At 65.9% G+C, this 16,838-nt stretch carries 17 protein-coding genes; 9 read left to right on the forward strand and 8 right to left on the reverse strand.

Annotated features, from left to right (window positions below; genetic code table 11):
- Window positions 1–825 carry a DUF1707 SHOCT-like domain-containing protein gene (locus tag L1080_RS27295; protein WP_250777053.1) on the reverse strand — a complete coding sequence of 275 codons (825 nt, stop codon included), beginning with the start codon at window positions 823–825 and terminating at the stop codon, window positions 1–3.
- A 24-nt stretch (window positions 826–849) separates the two neighbouring features.
- Window positions 850–1,710, reverse strand: coding sequence for a DUF1707 SHOCT-like domain-containing protein (locus tag L1080_RS27300; RefSeq protein ID WP_159922843.1), 861 nt, complete (start codon window positions 1,708–1,710; stop codon window positions 850–852).
- Between the two features lie 88 nt (window positions 1,711–1,798).
- Here L1080_RS27300 and L1080_RS27305 point away from each other — a divergent pair, with 88 nt between their 5' ends.
- The 3 genes from L1080_RS27305 to L1080_RS27315 all read left to right on the forward strand — a co-directional run bounded on the left by L1080_RS27305 (window position 1,799) and on the right by L1080_RS27315 (window position 6,514).
- Complete coding sequence (locus L1080_RS27305) at window positions 1,799–2,230, forward strand: DUF5318 domain-containing protein (RefSeq protein ID WP_109334618.1); 432 nt, start codon at window positions 1,799–1,801, stop codon at window positions 2,228–2,230.
- 278 nt (window positions 2,231–2,508) lie between these two features.
- Window positions 2,509–4,875: a transglycosylase domain-containing protein gene (locus L1080_RS27310; protein ID WP_459031853.1), complete on the forward strand. Its 2,367-nt coding sequence runs from the start codon at window positions 2,509–2,511 to the stop codon at window positions 4,873–4,875.
- A 22-nt stretch (window positions 4,876–4,897) separates the two neighbouring features.
- Window positions 4,898–6,514 (forward strand): glycosyltransferase family 87 protein, encoded by a 1,617-nt coding sequence (locus L1080_RS27315; RefSeq protein ID WP_250766664.1) that lies wholly within the window; start codon window positions 4,898–4,900, stop codon window positions 6,512–6,514.
- On the opposite strand, the gene L1080_RS27320 is transcribed toward L1080_RS27315, so the two are convergent.
- Both L1080_RS27320 and L1080_RS27325 read right to left on the reverse strand, forming a co-directional pair.
- Window positions 6,511–6,798: a CD225/dispanin family protein gene (locus L1080_RS27320; RefSeq protein WP_159922847.1), complete on the reverse strand. Its 288-nt coding sequence runs from the start codon at window positions 6,796–6,798 to the stop codon at window positions 6,511–6,513. The two genes, L1080_RS27315 and L1080_RS27320, sit on opposite strands and share 4 nt — an antisense overlap.
- A gap of 111 nt (window positions 6,799–6,909) precedes the next feature.
- On the reverse strand, window positions 6,910–9,204 hold the full coding sequence (locus L1080_RS27325) for an ATP-binding protein (protein ID WP_250766666.1): 2,295 nt from the start codon (window positions 9,202–9,204) through the stop codon (window positions 6,910–6,912).
- A gap of 223 nt (window positions 9,205–9,427) precedes the next feature.
- Here L1080_RS27325 and L1080_RS27330 point away from each other — a divergent pair, with 223 nt between their 5' ends.
- Both L1080_RS27330 and L1080_RS27335 read left to right on the forward strand, forming a co-directional pair.
- A complete protein-coding gene (locus L1080_RS27330; protein ID WP_250766669.1) occupies window positions 9,428–11,068 on the forward strand; it encodes a flavin-containing monooxygenase in 1,641 nt (546 codons plus the stop codon).
- A 44-nt stretch (window positions 11,069–11,112) separates the two neighbouring features.
- Complete coding sequence (locus L1080_RS27335; protein WP_213575567.1) at window positions 11,113–12,057, forward strand: alpha/beta hydrolase; 945 nt, start codon at window positions 11,113–11,115, stop codon at window positions 12,055–12,057.
- Between the two features lie 11 nt (window positions 12,058–12,068).
- Here L1080_RS27335 and L1080_RS27340 read toward each other — a convergent pair whose 3' ends face one another.
- The 4 genes from L1080_RS27340 to L1080_RS27355 are packed head-to-tail and all read right to left on the reverse strand — an operon-like array spanning window position 12,069 to window position 14,610.
- The gene (locus L1080_RS27340; protein ID WP_250766672.1) at window positions 12,069–12,653 is read right to left on the reverse strand and encodes a GNAT family N-acetyltransferase; all 585 of its coding nucleotides are present in this window, start codon (window positions 12,651–12,653) and stop codon (window positions 12,069–12,071) included.
- Entirely contained in the window at window positions 12,650–14,008 is a 1,359-nt protein-coding gene (locus tag L1080_RS27345) for a glycosyltransferase family 87 protein (RefSeq protein ID WP_250766675.1), read from the reverse strand. Before L1080_RS27345 ends, L1080_RS27340 begins: the two co-directional genes overlap by 4 nt.
- Before the next feature lie 48 nt (window positions 14,009–14,056).
- Window positions 14,057–14,386, reverse strand: coding sequence for a DUF3140 domain-containing protein (locus L1080_RS27350; protein ID WP_159922859.1), 330 nt, complete (start codon window positions 14,384–14,386; stop codon window positions 14,057–14,059).
- A 2-nt stretch (window positions 14,387–14,388) separates the two neighbouring features.
- Complete coding sequence (locus L1080_RS27355) at window positions 14,389–14,610, reverse strand: hypervirulence associated TUDOR domain-containing protein (protein WP_109334608.1); 222 nt, start codon at window positions 14,608–14,610, stop codon at window positions 14,389–14,391.
- Between the two features lie 181 nt (window positions 14,611–14,791).
- Here L1080_RS27355 and rpsF point away from each other — a divergent pair, with 181 nt between their 5' ends.
- The 4 genes from rpsF (at window position 14,792) to rplI (ending at window position 16,420) form a co-directional block, all read left to right on the forward strand.
- Window positions 14,792–15,079, forward strand: a complete 288-nt coding sequence (gene rpsF, locus L1080_RS27360) for a 30S ribosomal protein S6 (RefSeq protein WP_005249677.1) — start codon at window positions 14,792–14,794, stop codon at window positions 15,077–15,079.
- Between the two features lie 65 nt (window positions 15,080–15,144).
- A complete protein-coding gene (locus L1080_RS27365; RefSeq protein ID WP_109334607.1) occupies window positions 15,145–15,666 on the forward strand; it encodes a single-stranded DNA-binding protein in 522 nt (173 codons plus the stop codon).
- Between the two features lie 38 nt (window positions 15,667–15,704).
- Window positions 15,705–15,947, forward strand: coding sequence for a 30S ribosomal protein S18 (rpsR, locus tag L1080_RS27370; RefSeq protein WP_109334606.1), 243 nt, complete (start codon window positions 15,705–15,707; stop codon window positions 15,945–15,947).
- Between the two features lie 17 nt (window positions 15,948–15,964).
- Window positions 15,965–16,420 (forward strand): 50S ribosomal protein L9, encoded by a 456-nt coding sequence (rplI, locus tag L1080_RS27375; protein WP_109334605.1) that lies wholly within the window; start codon window positions 15,965–15,967, stop codon window positions 16,418–16,420.
- Window positions 16,421–16,838 lie beyond the last annotated feature (418 nt).

Raw genomic sequence — 16,838 nt, forward strand, 5'->3', positions numbered from 1 at the left:
CTATCCACTGAACGGCGAGACGCGGAGGACCGAACCCGCCGGCGTGACCACGATCATGCCGCTCTCGTCGAAGTCGTTGCTCGCGTAGATCCGCACGATGGGCGTGCCGCCGTCGGTGTCGATTCCGAGGTAGTCGACCTTTGCGTCCGGAACATTGATAGCCGTGGGCGCCGCCGCCACGACGTCCGCCAGGGCATCCACATTCAGGCCCGCGAGGTCGATGATCGGGGTGTCGACCTTCCGAGTGGTCGCCGGACGTGACGTCGAGAACCCGCCTCGGTAGTCGTACGAGACCAGCCGATTCGGCTCCAGCGGTTGTGCGCGCTCGAAGTTGGCGTGTTGTGGATACAGGTTCAACTCGTCGACGACCGTGTCACCGAACTTGGCGCGGTACTGATCGATGAAGAGGGTCATCCCTTCCCGCGTGGTGAGGTCCGGCGTCGGTATCACCACCGGCGCCACTGCACCGAGATCAATCGAGGCCGGTTGCGCGGCGGGTGCGGGGGCCTGCACGTCGTCGCTGTCGGTGAGGGCGAAGGCCCCGACAGCGGCAATGACGGCGGCGGCCGCGACTGCTGCGGTGAACAGGTGGCGGCGGGTTTCGCGGGGAGGCCTGGCGTCGGGCGGTGCATCCGCGGGACGCTGCAGGTCGCCGACGAGGGTTTCGAGTTCGTCGAGTGTGCGCGCTCCGGCGGCGAGTTCCGACAGGGCCCGGTGCTCGTCCTGACTGAGCTGTCCGTCCCCGAAGGCGCCGTCGAGTATCGCCGCGGTGTTGGCGCGGTCGACGTCACGCGCGCGCGTATTCGCTGGGTATCGGCTGGCCACGCAGAGATCTTAGTGTGCGGACCGCTATTGCGCTGGGACGATCTGCAGAACTTCGCCGCCGAGGCCGGCCTTGACGTACCCGCCCCCGAGGTTGTCGGCGCCGTTGACGTAGATGTTCATGGTCGGGCCCTTGCCACCGTCGGCAATGAGGACGTGGCCGATGCTGCCTTCGGGGGCGCCGACGAGCCGAGGAGCATCGCCGAGCAGCGCCCCAAGCGCAGCGACGTCGACCTGCCGCAGATCGACGTCGGCCGTGCCAGGCAACCGCCCGCTGCGCGGTCCCCACGGGGTGAAGCCGCCGCGGAAGGAGTAGGTGTCGGCCTCACCGGGTGCCTCCGCCACCGTTCTCTTTGCGAGGGCATAGCCCGGGTACAGCGCCATCTGATGAGCCGTGAGGTCGCCGAACGTGCGCTGATAGGCGTCGAACACCGCAGCGATACCGTCCGGTGTCAGCGGCTCAACCACCCCGGTGATCGGCGAGTCGGCGACCGCCACCGGCGGCTCTTGGACGGGAAAACCGACGGGCCGCTCGACCTGGACGGGGACGGAACCGCCGGCCGGCTCGGGGTCGTCGTGCTGCGTCAGTGCGACTGCAACGATTCCCGCTCCCACCGCCGCCGCAATACCCACGGCGATCCGCAGAACTGTTCTAGGGGGTCGGGCCGAGCGAACGGGTACTTCATCGGTGAGGCTGGCGGGCAATTGCAGGTCGCTGATCAGGAGGTTCAGTTCTGCCAGCGTCTTCGCCGACATGGCCTGCGAGGTGCGGTCGTGGTACTCGCCGGCGTCGAGCTGTCCGTCGGCGTAAGCGGCGTCGAGCTGGCTGCACGCATTGACGCGGTCGAGGTCGCGTGCGCGGGTGCGCGAGGACGGTCCGGAGGCCACATCGGCATCGTAGTGGGGGAACGGCGTTTGACCAGCGTCACTCGACCGACCCCTTTCCTCCTGACGCCACGCACGTACTCTGGTCTCCGTGCGGATACAGCGGCAGGTGGTGGACTACGCGCTTCAGCGCAAGTCTCTGCTGGCCGAGGTCTACTCGGGCAGGACAGGCGTCACGGAGGTCTGTGATGCCAGCCCATACCTGCTTCGAGCCGCGAAATTCCACGGCAAGGGCAGTGACGTCGTATGCCCTATCTGCCGGAAAGAGCAGTTGACCCTGGTTTCCTGGGTCTTCGGCGACAAGCTGGGCCCGGTGTCGGGTTCGGCTCGGACGGCCGAGGAGCTGGTGCGTCTCGCAGCCACTCAGGAGGAGTTTTCGGTTCACGTGGTCGAGGTGTGCAGAACCTGTAGCTGGAACCATCTGGTTCAGTCTTATGTTCTCGGTAATGTGCCCGCACCGAAGAGGCCGAGGCGATCGTCGCCGAGGCCTCGGCCGCCGAGTCGGCGGACCGCGAGCGAATAGAACGCCCGAACACGGACGAGGGCCGAGGACTGCCCACTGACGTGACGCCGGACTGAAACAGGTCCACAACCACTGGAGATTTGTACGTGAGTTCCCCCCGCAGCAACGCCCCGGGTGATCGACCGAACGGACCGAGACGACCGAGTGGCCCCCCGCCACAGGGGCGCCCCGGAGGTCCACCACCCCGCGGCGGACAGCCTGCAGGTGGGCCGCCACCGCGCCGTATGCCTCCCCCGCCGCAGGGCGGCGGCCGTCCTCCCGGACCGCCGCCGCGTCGTATGCCTCCTCCGCCGCAGGGTGGGGGCCGTCCTCCGGGGCCGCCGCCGCGTCGTCCCGGTCCCCCGCCGGGCCGTCCCGGCCCCCCGCCAGGCCGTCCGGCCGCCGGTCCTCGCAGTGCACCGCCCCCTGGTGGGCGTCCTCCGGGTCCGCCGCCGACGGGCGGTCGCCGGCCGGGAGGCAACGCTGGAGGACCGCCGCGGAAGCCGCCGGCGAAGAACAAGTCGAGGTGGAGGATTGTGCGCCGCGCCGCCTACACATGTGTCGCGCTGGGCCTGATCATTCCGATCCTGCTGTTCATGGCCGCCTACGTTGTGCAGGAAGTTCCGCGTCCCGGCGACTTGAAGACCAACCAGGTGGCCACCATTTACGCCGCGGACGGCACGTCGGTGCTGAGCAAGGTCGTGCCGCCGGAGGGTAACCGCACCGAGGTCAGTCTCGACCAGATCCCGAAGCACACCCGGGACGCGGTGCTGGCAGCCGAGGACCGCGACTTCTACTCGAACCCCGGCTTCTCGGTCGGCGGTTTCGCCCGCGCAGCCCGCGACAATGTCCTGGGTAAGGACAGCGCGGGTGGTGGCTCGACCATCACCCAGCAGTACGTGAAGAAGACGATGGTGGGTTCCGAACGGTCGCTGACGCGAAAGATGAAGGAACTGGTCATCTCGTCGAAGATGGCCCGGGAATGGTCCAAGGACGACATCCTGGCCGCCTACCTGAACACCATTTACTTCGGCCGTGGCGCCTACGGCATCGCGGCGGCGTCGAAGGCGTACTTCAACAAGCCCGTCGACCAGCTCACCGTCGAGGAGAGCGCGGTTCTGGCGTCGTCGATCCAGTTGCCGTCGCTGCTCGATCCGGAGACGAATCCCGAGGGTGCGCAGTCGCGGTGGAACTACGTCCTCGACGGCATGGTCACCGCAGGCACGCTCGAGCAGTCGGCTCGCGCAGGCATGCAGTATCCGCCCTATGTACCCCTCGCCCAGGTCGACAACGGTAACCAGGACACCGGTCCGGAAGGCCTGATCAAAAACCAGGTCCTGCGGGAGCTGGGTGACGCCGGAATCAGCGAGCAGCTGCTCAACACCGAGGGACTGCAGATCACGACGACGATCGACCCGGTCGCGCAGGCCGCCGCGGTGGACTCGGTGCGTTCCAACCTGGAGGGTGAACCGGAGAACCTGCGGACCGGTGTGGTGTCCGTGGACCCGAAGTCCGGCGCGGTACGGGCCTACTACGGCGGCGAGGACGGCGGCGGTTACGACTTCGCCAACGCCGGTCTGCAGACCGGTTCGTCGTTCAAGGTGTTCGGCCTCGCCGCGGCCCTCGACCAGGGCATCCCGCTGTCGCAGATGTACGACAGCTCGGAGCTCACGGTCAACGGCATCACGATCAGCAACGTCGAGGGCGAGGGTTGCGGCACCTGCACCATCGCCGAGGCCCTCAAGCGGTCGCTGAACACCAGCTTCTACCGTCAGCAACTCGAAATCGACGGCGGGCCGCAGGCGATCGCCGAGATGGCCCACCGGGCGGGTATCCCGGAGGAGATCCCCGGTGTCGGGCCGACGCTGACCGAGCCCGACGGCAGCGGTCCCAACAACGGCATCGTGCTGGGTCAGTACCAGTCGCGCGTGCTCGACATGGCGTCCTCCTATGCCACGTTGGCGGCGTCGGGTGTCTATCGCGCCCCGCACTTCGTGCAGAAGGTGGTCAGCGCGGACGGCACCGTGTTGCTCGACCGCGGTGTCGATCCGGGCGAGGAGCGCATAGACAAGGATGTCGCCGACAACGTGACGGCCGCGATGGAGCCGATCGCCGGTTATTCGCGCGGCCACAACCTGGCCGGTGGACGGCCGTCCGCGGCCAAGACGGGTACCGCGCAGCTCGGGGACACCGGGCAGAACAAGGACGCCTGGATGGTGGGGTACACCCCGTCGCTGTCCACAGCGGTCTGGGTGGGCACCACCGATGGTCAGGCTCTCGAAAACAGCAACGGTGCCATGATCTACGGCTCCGGCTTGCCGTCCGACATCTGGAAGGACACGATGGATGGAGCCCTCGAAGGCACCCCTGTCGAGAAGTTCCCGAAGCCGGGTCCCATCGGAGGCCAGTCGGGTCTGCCGGCGTACTCCGCCCCGGCGCCTCCTAAGACGTCTGCGCCGCCGACGAGTACCTTCCAGCTGCCGACGCAGCTCGTGCCGCCTGTGGTGGTGACGCCGTCTCCGGTCGAAATCCTGCCCGGCATCACCATTCCGGTTCCGGGTCTGGCGCCGAGACCGACCACCCCGGCACCGGTGGTGCCGGCCGAACCGGAGATCACCACACCACCGAACGCGGGCAACGGTCAGCGGCAGATTCCGACGGGTTAGCGGCGACCGGTAGCCTCGCCTAGTGGCCGAAAACCCGAACGCGCACGGCGTCCGAGACGCGGGCGAGGCGGAATTCGTCTCGCCCGCACCAGTGGCGGAGGATCAGCGTTCGGCGGACTGGCGGGATGTTCCCGGCCGCACCGACCCGCTGGTGTCGGAGCTGTCCGGGGTGATCGGTGGCCCGGTGGGTCGGCACGCGGTGGTGGGGCGCAATCGGTTCTTCACGCCGATGCGGGCGATCCTGTTGTTGGCGGTCGTCTTTCTCGCGCTAGGCTGGTTCGCCAAGGCGCCCTGTATCCAGCAGGCTCCGGTGGGCGCGAACGGTGCGCTGGGTCTCGACTGGAGCGGTAGCCGGCAATATGTCGCGATGTGTTACTCCGACACCGTGCCGCTGTACGGGGCCGAACGGCTGAACGAGGGCGCCTTCCCCTACAAGAAGTGGTGGGAGGAAGACGCCGGCAACGGCCAGATGCAGCGCCGCTACATGGAGTACCCGGTGGTGTCGGGTCTGTATCAGTACGGCGCCATGGCGGTGGCCAAGGCGTGGGACGCCGTCCACTGGCTACCGGGCGCCCTGCAGGTCGCCATCTATTTCAATGTGGTGGCGCTTGGGCTGGCCGCGGCGTGGCTCGTTACCGTCTGGGCCAGTGCGCTTCTGGCCGGTCGCCGTGTCTGGGACGCCGCGCTGGTGGCCGGTTCACCGCTCGTGATCGTCCATGCGTTCACCAATTTCGACCCGCTGGCAACAGCTTTCGCTACCGGTGGCCTGCTTGCGTGGTCGCGGAAACGTCCCGTGCTCGCCGGTGTCCTGCTCGGCCTCGGCGGCGCGGCCAAACTGTATCCGCTGCTGCTCCTCGGACCACTGCTGGTGTTGTGCGTGCGCACCGGCAAGACGCGGTACTGGTCGGTGACCGCGTTGACCGCGATAAGCACGTGGCTCGCCGTCAATCTGCCTATAGCCCTGCTCTTCCCGCGCGGGTGGGCCGAATTCTTCAGACTCAATTCCGAACGCGGCGCCGACCCTGACTCGCTGTACAACGTCGTCACTTCGTTTACTGGGTGGACCGGTTTCGACGGCGTTCTCCCGGTAGGGCAGGCACCCACCATCCTCAACGCGGTGTCGTTCGTGCTGTTCGCTCTGGTCTGTGTGGGCGTGGGTTATGTCGCGCTCACCGCCCCGCAGCGTCCCCGGCTGACCCAGCTGTGCTTTCTGCTGGTCGCCGGTTTCCTTCTCACCAACAAGGTGTGGAGTCCGCAGTATTCGCTGTGGCTCGTCCCGCTGGCTGTGCTCGCCCTACCGCACCGTCGAATTCTTCTCGCGTGGATGACCGTCGACGCCCTGGTGTGGGTGCCCCGCATGATGTACTACCTCGGCGTTTCCAACAAAGGTCTTCCGGAGCAATGGTTCACCTCCGCGGTGGTGGTTCGTGATGTCGCGGTGGTTGCACTGTGCGTTCTGATCATCCATCAGATCTACCGGCCCGACGAGGACCTCGTGCGGTACGGGTTCATCGACGACCCCTCGGGTGGGGTGCTCGATCAGGCGCCGGACGCGCAGCCGCGCTGGTTGCCGGTCTGGTTGCGGCCGCGAGCGTCGAAAAATGCACCAGCCCAGCACACCTGGACGACGAGCGGCTAGGGGTTCGCGAGCACGTACGCGGCGCCGACGAGGAACACGGCGATAGAGACGCCGAGCGAAATGGCTCTGATCGACCACTGGCGGGCGTCGGCGGCGGCCCGCACCGAACGGTCGTACTCCCCCTGCTCCCACAGTCGGTGGACGGAGAGCGCGCGGAGTAGAGCGACGATGCCGAACGGAACGAAGGCGACCACCGCCAGGATTGCAAGTGGCAGACTGCTTGCGGGCGGCGGCGCCAGCGGGCCGTCGAAGTCTGCCGAGGTGTCCTGATGCTGCGCCGTCATGCATGCCTCCCCGTGGTTAAGCCCACCACCGTGGGCGCCGACGTGGAGTATAGACCCGCCGAGATGTCTGGACGTACACCACCTTTCGAGCAGATGGTGGTTACGTTCCGGCTATCCGCCGGCCTGCCCGATGCGTGGGTGTGCACGGGCCGCGACCCAGGCCGCGACCTGGGTGCGCGAGCTGACGGCAAGCTTGTCGAGGATGTGTTCGACGTGGCCGTCGACGGTACGCCGTGAGATCACCAGTGCGTCGGCTATCTGACGATTGCTGAGCCCTTCGGCGAGGAGTTCGGCGATCTGCTGCTCCCGACGGGTCAGCGGTGAGGCTTCCGCGGGTGGCGTCGGCGCTGCGTCCGGCCTGGTACCGAGGGCCAGGTCGACGGCCTGATCGATGGTCAGCCCGACCGCGGGTGCCGCGAGCCGGGCGAACTCGTCCGCTCCGATTGTGCGAGCTGCCTTGTGCTCCGAAGTCAGTGAGTCCTCGGTGATGTGCGGACCGAACGCCACGACGGACGTGCCGAGCCGGCGCCACACCCCCTTTGCCGCACCGCTGAGTGTGGCTGCTGCGCCGGCATCCCCGCTGGACGCCGCCACCCACGACAGCAGCTCGATGGACAGGGCTGTGCAGATTTTGTCCTTGAAGTCGTGCTGAATGCGCAATGCCTGCTCGGCCGCCTCGACGGCGTCATCGTGGCGGCCGAGGTGGAAGTACGCGACGCTCGACACCCACAGGGCGTAGGCCTTGTTCCACTTCTCACCGTGTGCGTCCGCTACCGCGATCACCTCACCGCACGTCCGGAGGGCACTGTCGAGCTGACCGTCGTAGGTTTGAGCCATGCCCAGTTCGAACGATGCGGTCAGCACGGACGCGAGATCGCCCACCGAGCGGTGAACGGCGATGGCGTCATGGAACAGGCGGATGGCATCTGCGGGTTTGCCGGAGAACACGGCATGAATGCCGCGCCAGTGGTCGGCGTGTGCCCGCAGCCGATCGTCGCCCAGTGCGGTCGCGAGATCGGTGCACTCGTCGAGGTGTGCGAGGGCAGCGTCATGATCACCCTGGATGAGGGCGGTCCAGGCGGTCACCCAGAGCACATCCCCCCGCTCGCGGGTGGGCGCGGTGAGGTGCTGGAGGATCCGTTCGAGTCGGATCCGGCCGTCCGACAGGTAGCCGCCCGCGATCCAGTGGTAGCGCAGCGCGACGGCCAGCCGCGCCGCGGCGGCCCGCAGCGAAGCGTCCCGAAGCGACCAGTCGAGTGCCGCGACGAAATTGGGGTGATCGATGCGGAGTCCGGCGAGTATCTCGGATTGTCCTGGCCCACACCAGTGGATCGACGAACGGTCGGCTCGCGTCGAGTAGTGCTCGAGATGGCGGTGAAATAAATTCTCGCTGTCGCCACTCTTTTCGAGAAGTTCATGACCGTATTCACGCACGGTCATCAACTGCGAGTAGCGCAGCTGCTCGGTCGTACGGTCGACGGCGACAAGGCATTTGCCGATGAGCCGGTCGAGGACGTCGATGACCGGGGTGTCCGACAGATCTCCGAATCCGCAGATTGCCTCCGCGGCATCGAGATCGAAACTACCCGAGAAGACGGAGAGCCGCGCCCACAGCAACCGCTCGGTGTCGGAACAGAGGTCGAAACTCCAGTCGATGAGGGCGCGCAGCGTTTGCTGCCGGGGCATCGCCCCCCGGTCGCCGCCGGTGAGGAGTGCGAACCTTTTGTCGAGGCGCTCGACGAGCTGGGACGGCGACAGCGACCGCAACCGCGCCGCGGCGAGTTCGATCGCGAGCGGGATGCCGTCGAGCCGGTTGCACAGCTGGGCGACGGCACGGGCGTTGATGTCGGTGAGTTGGAAGTCGGCGACCACGCTTTGCGCGCGTTCCACGAGTAGCGACACCGACTCGAAGTGCGCGATGTCGGCGGCCCGGCAGTCTTCGATCTCCCCTGGGGTGCTCAGGGGCGGAAGCATATAGACGTACTCACCGGCGATGGAGAGTGGTTCGCGGCTCGTCGTGACGATTCGTACCTCCGGCGCCGCCGCGAGGACTGTGCTCACCAATTCGGCTGCAGCGGACAGCAGGTGTTCGCAGTTGTCGAGAACGATCAGCATGTGCCGCGACTGCACGTGATCGATCACCTTGTCCATGACCGCTCGGCTCGACTGGTCGGTCACTCCGAGGGCGACGGCCGCGGCGGACGGCACGGCCTCGGGCTGCCGCACGGAAGCGAGATCGATCCACCGGACGGAGTCGCGGAAGGCGCGGGCGGACCGCACGGCAAGCTCCTCGGCCAACCGTGTCTTACCGACGCCGCCGACACCCAGGAGCGATACGAGCCGAGATTGCTGTAGGCGTGCGCGGGCTTCCTCGATCTCGCGTCGTCGACCGATGAAGCTGGTCATCGATCTCTTCAGTTCTCTGCTGCGGGTCAGTGGATGCCTCCCATCCCGGAGTGACCTGGTGTGGGACGAACCTACCCCCGCGGTGATGTGACGGCCAACACAGGTAACGAAGGGGGTGTTTTACCCCGTGTGGGGGTGATGTGACGTGGGCCATTGTCGTTGCATACCCCGGTTACCCGCTCGAGTCCCGCCGGGACCGCACGTCTACGAGGAGCCCATCACCATGTCACAGCCCATTTCTTCTCCCGATGTCGACGTCGTTGTCGTGGGTGCCGGGTTCGCCGGCCTCTACGCGCTCCACAAGCTGCGCGACACGATGCAGCTGTCGACCCGCGTCTTCGAGGCCGGCTCCGACGTCGGCGGCACCTGGTTCTGGAATCGGTACCCGGGTGCGCGCTGCGACATCGAGAGCATCCACTACTCCTACTCGTTCGACGAGGACCTCCAGCAGGAGTGGCAGTGGAGTGAGAAATTCGCCGGCCAGCCGGAGATTCTCCGCTACCTCGAGCATGTCGCGGACCGCTTCGATCTACGCAAGGACATCACCTTCGGCACGCGGGTGGTCGGTGTCCACTGGGACGACGAGAACTCGCTGTGGACCGTGCACACCGACACCGGCGAGATAGTGCGGAGCCGCTACTTCATTTCCGGGGCCGGCAACCTGTCAGTGCCGAAGACACCGGAGTTCGGCGGCATCGACAGCTTCCGCGGGGAGGTGCTGATGACCGGTAACTGGCCGCACGAGGGCGCCGACTTCACCGGCAAGCGGGTCGCGGTGATCGGTACCGGAGCCAGTGGCATCCAGGCGATCCCGTTCATTGCCCAGGAGGCAGCCGAACTGACGGTCTTCCAGCGCACACCCAACTTCGCGACACCTCTCGGCAACGGCCCGAGCGACTCGGACGAAGTCGCCGAGATCAAACGCAACTACGGCAAGGTGCGGAACGCGGCCCGCAACCACTTCCTCGGCGTGCCCTTCGATCAGGTCCAGCCGTCGGCGCTCGCCGTCGACGCGGAAGAACGGCGCCGCACATTCGACGCGCGCTGGAACGCCGGCGGTTTCCGGCTGTTCATCGACTCCTATCAGGACATCCTGTTCGACAAGAAGGCCAACGACACGATCGCCGATTACATTCGCGACCGGATCCGCGAGCGCGTCCAGGACCCCGAGAAGGCCGCCAAGCTGGCACCGACCGGATACTCGTACGGCACCAAACGCCCTCCCCTGGAGACCAACTACTACGAGGCGTTCAACCGCGACACCGTGAACATCGTCGACGTGAAGACCACGCCGATCGACGAGATCACCGCTACCGGTGTGCGGGTCGGTGACCGCGTCTACGAGGTGGACACGATCGTTCTGGCGACCGGATTCGACGCGATGACCGGTCCCCTCATGGCCATGGACATCCGCGGTCGGGGTGGCCTGCCGTTGGCCCAGAAGTGGGAGCACGGCCCCACGACCTATCTCGGCATCATGGTCCATGAGTTCCCGAACCTGTTCCTCATCACCGGCCCGCAGTCGCCGTCGGTGCTCTACAACATGCCGCTCGCCATCGAGGACCACGTCGACTTCGCTACCGATGCGGTCGACTACCTGAACCAGCGTGGGCTCCATGTCATCGAGCCCACCGGAGAAGCCGAAAAGTCTTGGGGCGCAGTGACCAATGACATCGCCAATCAGACCCTGCTGCCGGAGACGAACTCGTGGTACATGGGTGCGAATATTCCCGGTAAGCCGAGGGCGTGCATGGTCTACCTCGGCGGAGCTCCTGCTTATCGCGCCACCTGCGCGGAGGTCGTCGCCGACGGCTATGCGGGTTTCACTCTCACCCGCACCGATTCACCCGTCCCCGTGTCCTGAACCGAACCACCGATCCCGAACACCATCACACCGAGGAGAGTCGCATGGCACTCGACGCCAACGCAGCAGAACTGATCGCCGGACTACGAGCACAAGGTATGAAGCCATTTGCGGAGATGTCCGTGGAGGAGGCCCGCGCAGTCGTGTCGACTTTCACGGGACTGCAGGCGCCACCCGAACCGGTCGACCGCGTCGAAGACGCGCACTACGACAGCGCCGGAACAACACTGCCGCTGCGGGTTTACGTCCCCACCGGGCCGTCGCCACACCCCGTCGTTCTCTACTTCCACGGCGGTGGGTTCGTCGCCGGTGACCTCGATGTCATCGACGAACCGGCGCGCGCCGTCGCGAACGGCACCGGCGCGATCGTGGTAGCCGCCACCTACCGCCGCGCACCGGAGCATCGCTTCCCCGCCGCTGCCGACGATGCATCTGCGGCACTGCGCTGGGTGTCCGACAATGTGGAAGGCTACGGCGGTGACCCCGGCAACGTCATCGTGATGGGTGACAGCGCGGGCGGGAACCTGGCCGCAGTCACCGCGCTGCGTGCCCGTGACGAAGACGGCCCCCGTGTGCGAGGCCAGGTTCTGGTCTACCCCGTGATCGATCCGCACGCGACACTGCCCTCACGTGAGGAGTTTGCCGAGGGCTACGTCATTTCCGCCGGTGACCTCGACTGGTTCTGGAGTCACTACCTGTCGTCGCCCGACGACGCCGGCAATCCGTACGCCGTGCCCAGTCGTGCCGCCAGTCTGTCTGGGCTGCCACCGGCGCTCGTGCTCACCACTGAGAACGAGGTGGCCCGTGACGAGGCCGAAGAATACGCCGGTCTCCTGCGGAACGCGGGCGTCGACACCGAGGTCATCCGGTTCGACGGACTTGTCCACGGGGCCTTCTGGATGTCCGGTGCTGTTCCGCGTAGTAGCGAAATGCGGTCGGCAGTAATCGAATTCGTCAAGAAGATCTCGTCCGCCGCGCCCGTGGTGTGATTGCCGCAGCGTCAGCCCTCGACTCTCGCCTGGAGTCGGGGGCACACGCGTGGCCAGTCGTCGTCGGTCATGGAGAACAGTGCCGTGTTACGCCAGGAACCGTCACGCCGTCGTCGATGTTTACGCAGTATGCCTTCGAACTCGGCGCCCAACTTCGCGATGGCACCGCGGGAGTGGGCGTTGCGCTCGTCGGTGTGCCATTCCACGCGCACCGCGCCGAGGTCCTCGAAGGCGCGGCGAAGCAAGAGCAGCTTCGAGTCCGCGTTGATCAGCGTTCCCTGCGCGGATCGCGACAGCCAGGTGTGCCCGATCGCGAGACAACGGTTCCGCGGATCGATCAGGTAGTAGGAGGTGGACCCGACGAGGATGCCGGTGGCCAGGTCGATCTGTGCGTAGGCGAGTCGAGTCGGGTCTTCGTTCGCGGTGCGGACGAATGTCGCTGCATCCTTCCGGTCGGTGATGTCCACCGGGGTCCAGTGGAAGATGCGCGGGTCGTCGACGGCCGTGAGCAGCGCGTCGACGTGGTCGTCGCACAGTGGCTCGAGACGGACGTGGGTTCCGGTCAGGGTGGGCCGGGCAAACCAGGACTCGCTCATCTGGCGGGCTCCGGTGACTTGGTGAGGGCGAGTTCGGCGTCGTCGTCCGGGTGCGTGGTCGGCGAGGTCCGTCGGAGGGGTGCGCGGAGGAACACGAAGAACAGCACCACCAGTAGCCCGGCCCGTCCCCACACGCCGAATTGCACCAGCCACTCGAAGGTGTGCGGGTCCTCGCCGGCGGCGAGCGCACCGAAGTACTTGAAGACGCCGATACCCATCGCCAGGTCGGCCACCAGATAGGCCGCCACCAGTCCCCACGGCACCCGCAGCAGCACGAAGAACGGGATGAGCCACAGTGTGTACTGCGGGGAATGCACCTTGTGCAGCAACAGGAATCCACACAGCATGGCGGCGCTGACCGCAATCCACGGGAAGGCACCGTTCCGCAGGAACCGCAGCCAGCCCAGACGCAGGGCGAGCGCGAAGGCAGCGCAGACGAGAAGCGGCGACAGGAGGCCGACGGTCTGGTCGTAGGCAGGCACGGGGGTGTCGAGGCCGATCGTGCCGAAGTGTGGCCGCAGACCCCAATACCAGATGGAGTTGGTGGTCATGTCGGCCTGACGGTTCTCCTGGAAGGTGAACGACGCCCGCCAGCCGCTGTAGGAGATGAGGGCGAACGGCAGATTGACGGCGACCACCGTGCCGATCGCGGCGGCCGCGACCGTGAAGGCGCCCCGGACGTCGTACCGGCGGTCCGCCGTGCGGTTCTGGGTGAGGACATACGCAATGAGGGGAAGGACGAACGCGCCGGGGTACAGCTTCAGGCAGAACCCCACGGCAAGGAGGACCGCGGCGACCACCGCGCGGGAGCGGAGTGGGCAACGCTCGATGCTCATCACGAAGATGGCGGCCACCGACGTGGCCACAACCGGAAGTTCCCAGTTGTGGAATGCGTAGAGCGTGAGCGGCGGGGTGGCCGACCACAGCAGTGCCCACCAACCACCGAGACGACCCAGCATCCAGGCGGTGAGCAGACCGAACGGTGCGAGGATCAGGGCCGAATGCAGAAGGAAATCGGCGTCGGTGTGCGAACCGATTCCGCCCAGCCACATGAGGATCCCACTGAGAACCGGATACTCCACGGTGCCGCCGGTCAGCATGCCGTCGGCATTGATTCCCCCGCTGACATACGGGAAGACGTGCAGGTTGATGTCGCGCCCGACCCACAGGAACTGGATGTCGGAGTAGCAGACCTGGGTGTCCTTGATGCGGTCGAAGATCAGGCTGCGGCCCGCGGCGTCGAACGGCGCCCCCGTGCACCGGGCTTTGTTCAGGTATCCGGCGAGCATGGACAGGCCACACAACCCGACGACGACCGCCGTGATCGACGTTCGCTGCCGAGCTCCGATGTGCATGAATCCACACTAGGGCGCGCCGGGCCCCCTGTGCGACGACAAACCGGGTCACTCCTTCAGCGGATCGTGGCCCCAGTTCATCAGCGAGTAGCGCCAGTGGGTGTCCCGGACGTCACCGGACGGTCTCTGCGCGAGGTGCCGGTGCACGTACCCGACGACCTTGCGCATGTGCTCGTAGTCGGGCTGCTCGAGGTCGGCCCTCTTCGTCCGGGTCACCTCGACGATCCGCCGGCCGCTGGCGTGCCCGGTCGACTCGCCGCCGCCCGATTTCTGGCCGACGGATTTCGCCTCCTCCGTCTCGAGCCACTTCTCGAGTTCGCCCGGGGTCATGTTGACGGCGTCGCGGAATTCCTTCCACGTTTCCTCGTCGTCCGCCATCGTCAGTCGTCCTTCCGGTCGAGTGCATCCGGCTTGTGGACGGCGTCCTTCCCGCTCTTGTCGCTGCGCACCCGGTACTGCGGGTCGTCCTCGGAGGCGCGCACCGTCCGTCCGGCGGCTTCGGTATCCTCCGTGATCTTCTCCTCGACCTTGCCGGACGTGGTGGTGCCGTGCGTTTTCCACTCGACCTCGTCGCCCTTGTCGAACTTCTTGTCCGATGTCATGCGTGCCTCCCGTTGTCGACGTTCCCGCCTGATACCCCGTCGCGACCGCTGCCACACCTGCGCTCTGATTTCGCTGGTCAGGGGCTCGTCATGTAGCCTGCAAAGGTTGCTGACGCAACGACCCTCCTGCCACGGACAGCCCGTGGCCGTTTCACTAGTCCATAGGAGGTGATGAGGTCTTATGCGTCATTACGAATTGATGGTCATCCTTGACCCCAGCCTGGACGAGCGCACTGTCGCTCCTTCGCTGGATACGTTCCTCAATGTTGTTCGCCAGGACGGCGGCAAAATCGACAAGGTCGATGTCTGGGGTAAGCGTCGTCTCGCCTACGAGATCCTGAAGCACAGCGAAGGCATCTACGCGGTGATCGATATCAGCGCTACTCCCGCCACCGTTGCGGAGCTCGACCGTCAGCTGGGTCTGAACGAGTCGGTGCTGCGTACGAAGGTTCTGCGCCACAACAAGTGATTTCTGTCGGCCACCAGCCCTAGGCTCGTGACCAACCGAACTCCACATTCTGCAGGAGGAACCATATGGCAGGCGACACCGTCATCACCGTCATCGGAAACTTGACGGCTGATCCGGAGCTTCGATTCACCCCCGCGGGTGCCGCGGTCGCGAACTTCACCGTTGCGTCCACGCCCCGCACCTTCGACCGTCAGACCAATGAATGGAAAGACGGCGAAGCGCTGTTTCTGCGTTGCAACATCTGGCGCGAAGCAGCCGAGAACGTGGCGGAGAGCTTGACCCGCGGCTCGCGAGTAATCGTGAGTGGCCGGCTCAAGCAGCGCTCCTACGAAACTCGTGAAGGTGAAAAGCGCACTGTCGTCGAGCTCGAGGTCGACGAGATCGGCCCCTCGCTGAAGTACGCCACGGCCAAGGTCAACAAGGCCAACCGTGGTGGCGGCGGCGGTGGTGGCTTCGGTTCCTCCGGCGGTTCAGGCGGCGGACGTCCGCAATCCAACACTGGCGGAGACGATCCGTGGGGTAGTGCGCCGCAGGCGTCCGGCTCCTTCGGAGGCTCTGGCGGTGGGAGCGACGAGCCCCCGTTCTGATCCGTACCTGATCGGAACATCCAGAAAAGAGCGAACAAATGCCGAAGCCGCCCTTGCGCGACAAGGTAATGAAGAAGAAGGTCTGCGCTTTCTGCAAAGAAAAGAACACGCAGATCAACTACAAGGACACGACGCTTCTGCGTAAGTACGTCAGCGACCGCGGCAAGATCCGCGCGCGCCGTGTCACCGGCAACTGCGTCCAGCACCAGCGCGACGTTGCCATTGCCGTCAAGAACTCACGTGAGGTGGCGTTGCTGCCTTACGCCACCGTGGCTCGCTAAGGAAAGGGAGGGAAGACATGAAGCTCATCCTCACCGCTGACGTGGACAACCTCGGTGCGCCTGGCGACACCGTCGAGGTCAAGGACGGCTACGGCCGTAACTACCTGCTGCCCCGCGGCCTGGCGATCGTTGCCAGCCGTGGCGCCGAGAAGCAGGTCGAGGGCATCCGTCGTGCTCAGGAAGCTCGCGCTGTGCGTGGTCTCGACCATGCCAAGGAGCTCAAGGCTGCCATCGAAGGTCTCGAGAACGTGTCGCTGACGGTCAAGACCGCCGGTGACTCGGGCAAGCTGTTCGGCTCGGTCACCGCGGCTGATGTCGCCGGTGCCATCAAGGCCGCAGGCGGACCCGTCGTCGACAAGCGCAGCCTCGAGCTGCCGAAGGCTCACATCAAGGCGACCGGCAAGCATGCCATCGTCGTGAACCTGCACCCCGACGTGGTTGCCAAGTTCCACCTGAACGTCGTCGCCGCCTAGTCGACTCGTTCGCTGCACGGGCCCCCACGCGCTTCGGCGTGTGGGGGCCCGAGTCTGTCCATGCGGATTTCTCGGACATTTCGGGTCGGGAACTGCGCGGGACCATGCATTCCACGGTGTGTCTGGAAGTTAGCCGCGCATTCTGCGTCGAGTGACCTGGATCATACGCGTGCGCGGTGGAGACGAACTCAACACGCCCGACTCGTCGGCGCGAGAGACACGCCGAACGGGTTTTCATCCACAGTGGGGAAAGCATGAAAAACGGCGCTGATCTGCGGGTATGTGAATGTGATGTGTACTTATCCTCAGGTTATCCCCATGGGGTTAACAAACGTACCCAGCGGTTTCCACATTTTGTCCCCAGCTGTGTACACAGGCTGGTTTGTACACGGCTTGGCTAATCCCTAACGTCGTCCCG

The organism is Rhodococcus sp. MSC1_016, assembly GCF_023667485.2.
Classification (GTDB): domain Bacteria; phylum Actinomycetota; class Actinomycetes; order Mycobacteriales; family Mycobacteriaceae; genus Rhodococcus_F; species Rhodococcus_F oxybenzonivorans.

Bases quoted from the DNA above. Each gene is read 5' to 3' on its own strand.
- L1080_RS27310 (WP_459031853.1), top strand. From the start codon at position 2,509: ATGCCTCCTCCGCCGCAGGGTGGGGGCCGTCCTCCGGGGCCGCCGCCG.
- L1080_RS27320 (WP_159922847.1), bottom strand. From the start codon at position 6,798: ATGACGGCGCAGCATCAGGACACCTCGGCAGACTTCGACGGCCCGCTG.
- L1080_RS27325 (WP_250766666.1), bottom strand. From the start codon at position 9,204: ATGACCAGCTTCATCGGTCGACGACGCGAGATCGAGGAAGCCCGCGCA.
- L1080_RS27330 (WP_250766669.1), top strand. From the start codon at position 9,428: ATGTCACAGCCCATTTCTTCTCCCGATGTCGACGTCGTTGTCGTGGGT.
- L1080_RS27335 (WP_213575567.1), top strand. From the start codon at position 11,113: ATGGCACTCGACGCCAACGCAGCAGAACTGATCGCCGGACTACGAGCA.
- L1080_RS27340 (WP_250766672.1), bottom strand. From the start codon at position 12,653: ATGAGCGAGTCCTGGTTTGCCCGGCCCACCCTGACCGGAACCCACGTC.
- L1080_RS27345 (WP_250766675.1), bottom strand. From the start codon at position 14,008: ATGCACATCGGAGCTCGGCAGCGAACGTCGATCACGGCGGTCGTCGTC.
- L1080_RS27350 (WP_159922859.1), bottom strand. From the start codon at position 14,386: ATGGCGGACGACGAGGAAACGTGGAAGGAATTCCGCGACGCCGTCAAC.
- L1080_RS27355 (WP_109334608.1), bottom strand. From the start codon at position 14,610: ATGACATCGGACAAGAAGTTCGACAAGGGCGACGAGGTCGAGTGGAAA.
- rpsF (WP_005249677.1), top strand. From the start codon at position 14,792: ATGCGTCATTACGAATTGATGGTCATCCTTGACCCCAGCCTGGACGAG.
- L1080_RS27365 (WP_109334607.1), top strand. From the start codon at position 15,145: ATGGCAGGCGACACCGTCATCACCGTCATCGGAAACTTGACGGCTGAT.
- rpsR (WP_109334606.1), top strand. From the start codon at position 15,705: ATGCCGAAGCCGCCCTTGCGCGACAAGGTAATGAAGAAGAAGGTCTGC.
- rplI (WP_109334605.1), top strand. From the start codon at position 15,965: ATGAAGCTCATCCTCACCGCTGACGTGGACAACCTCGGTGCGCCTGGC.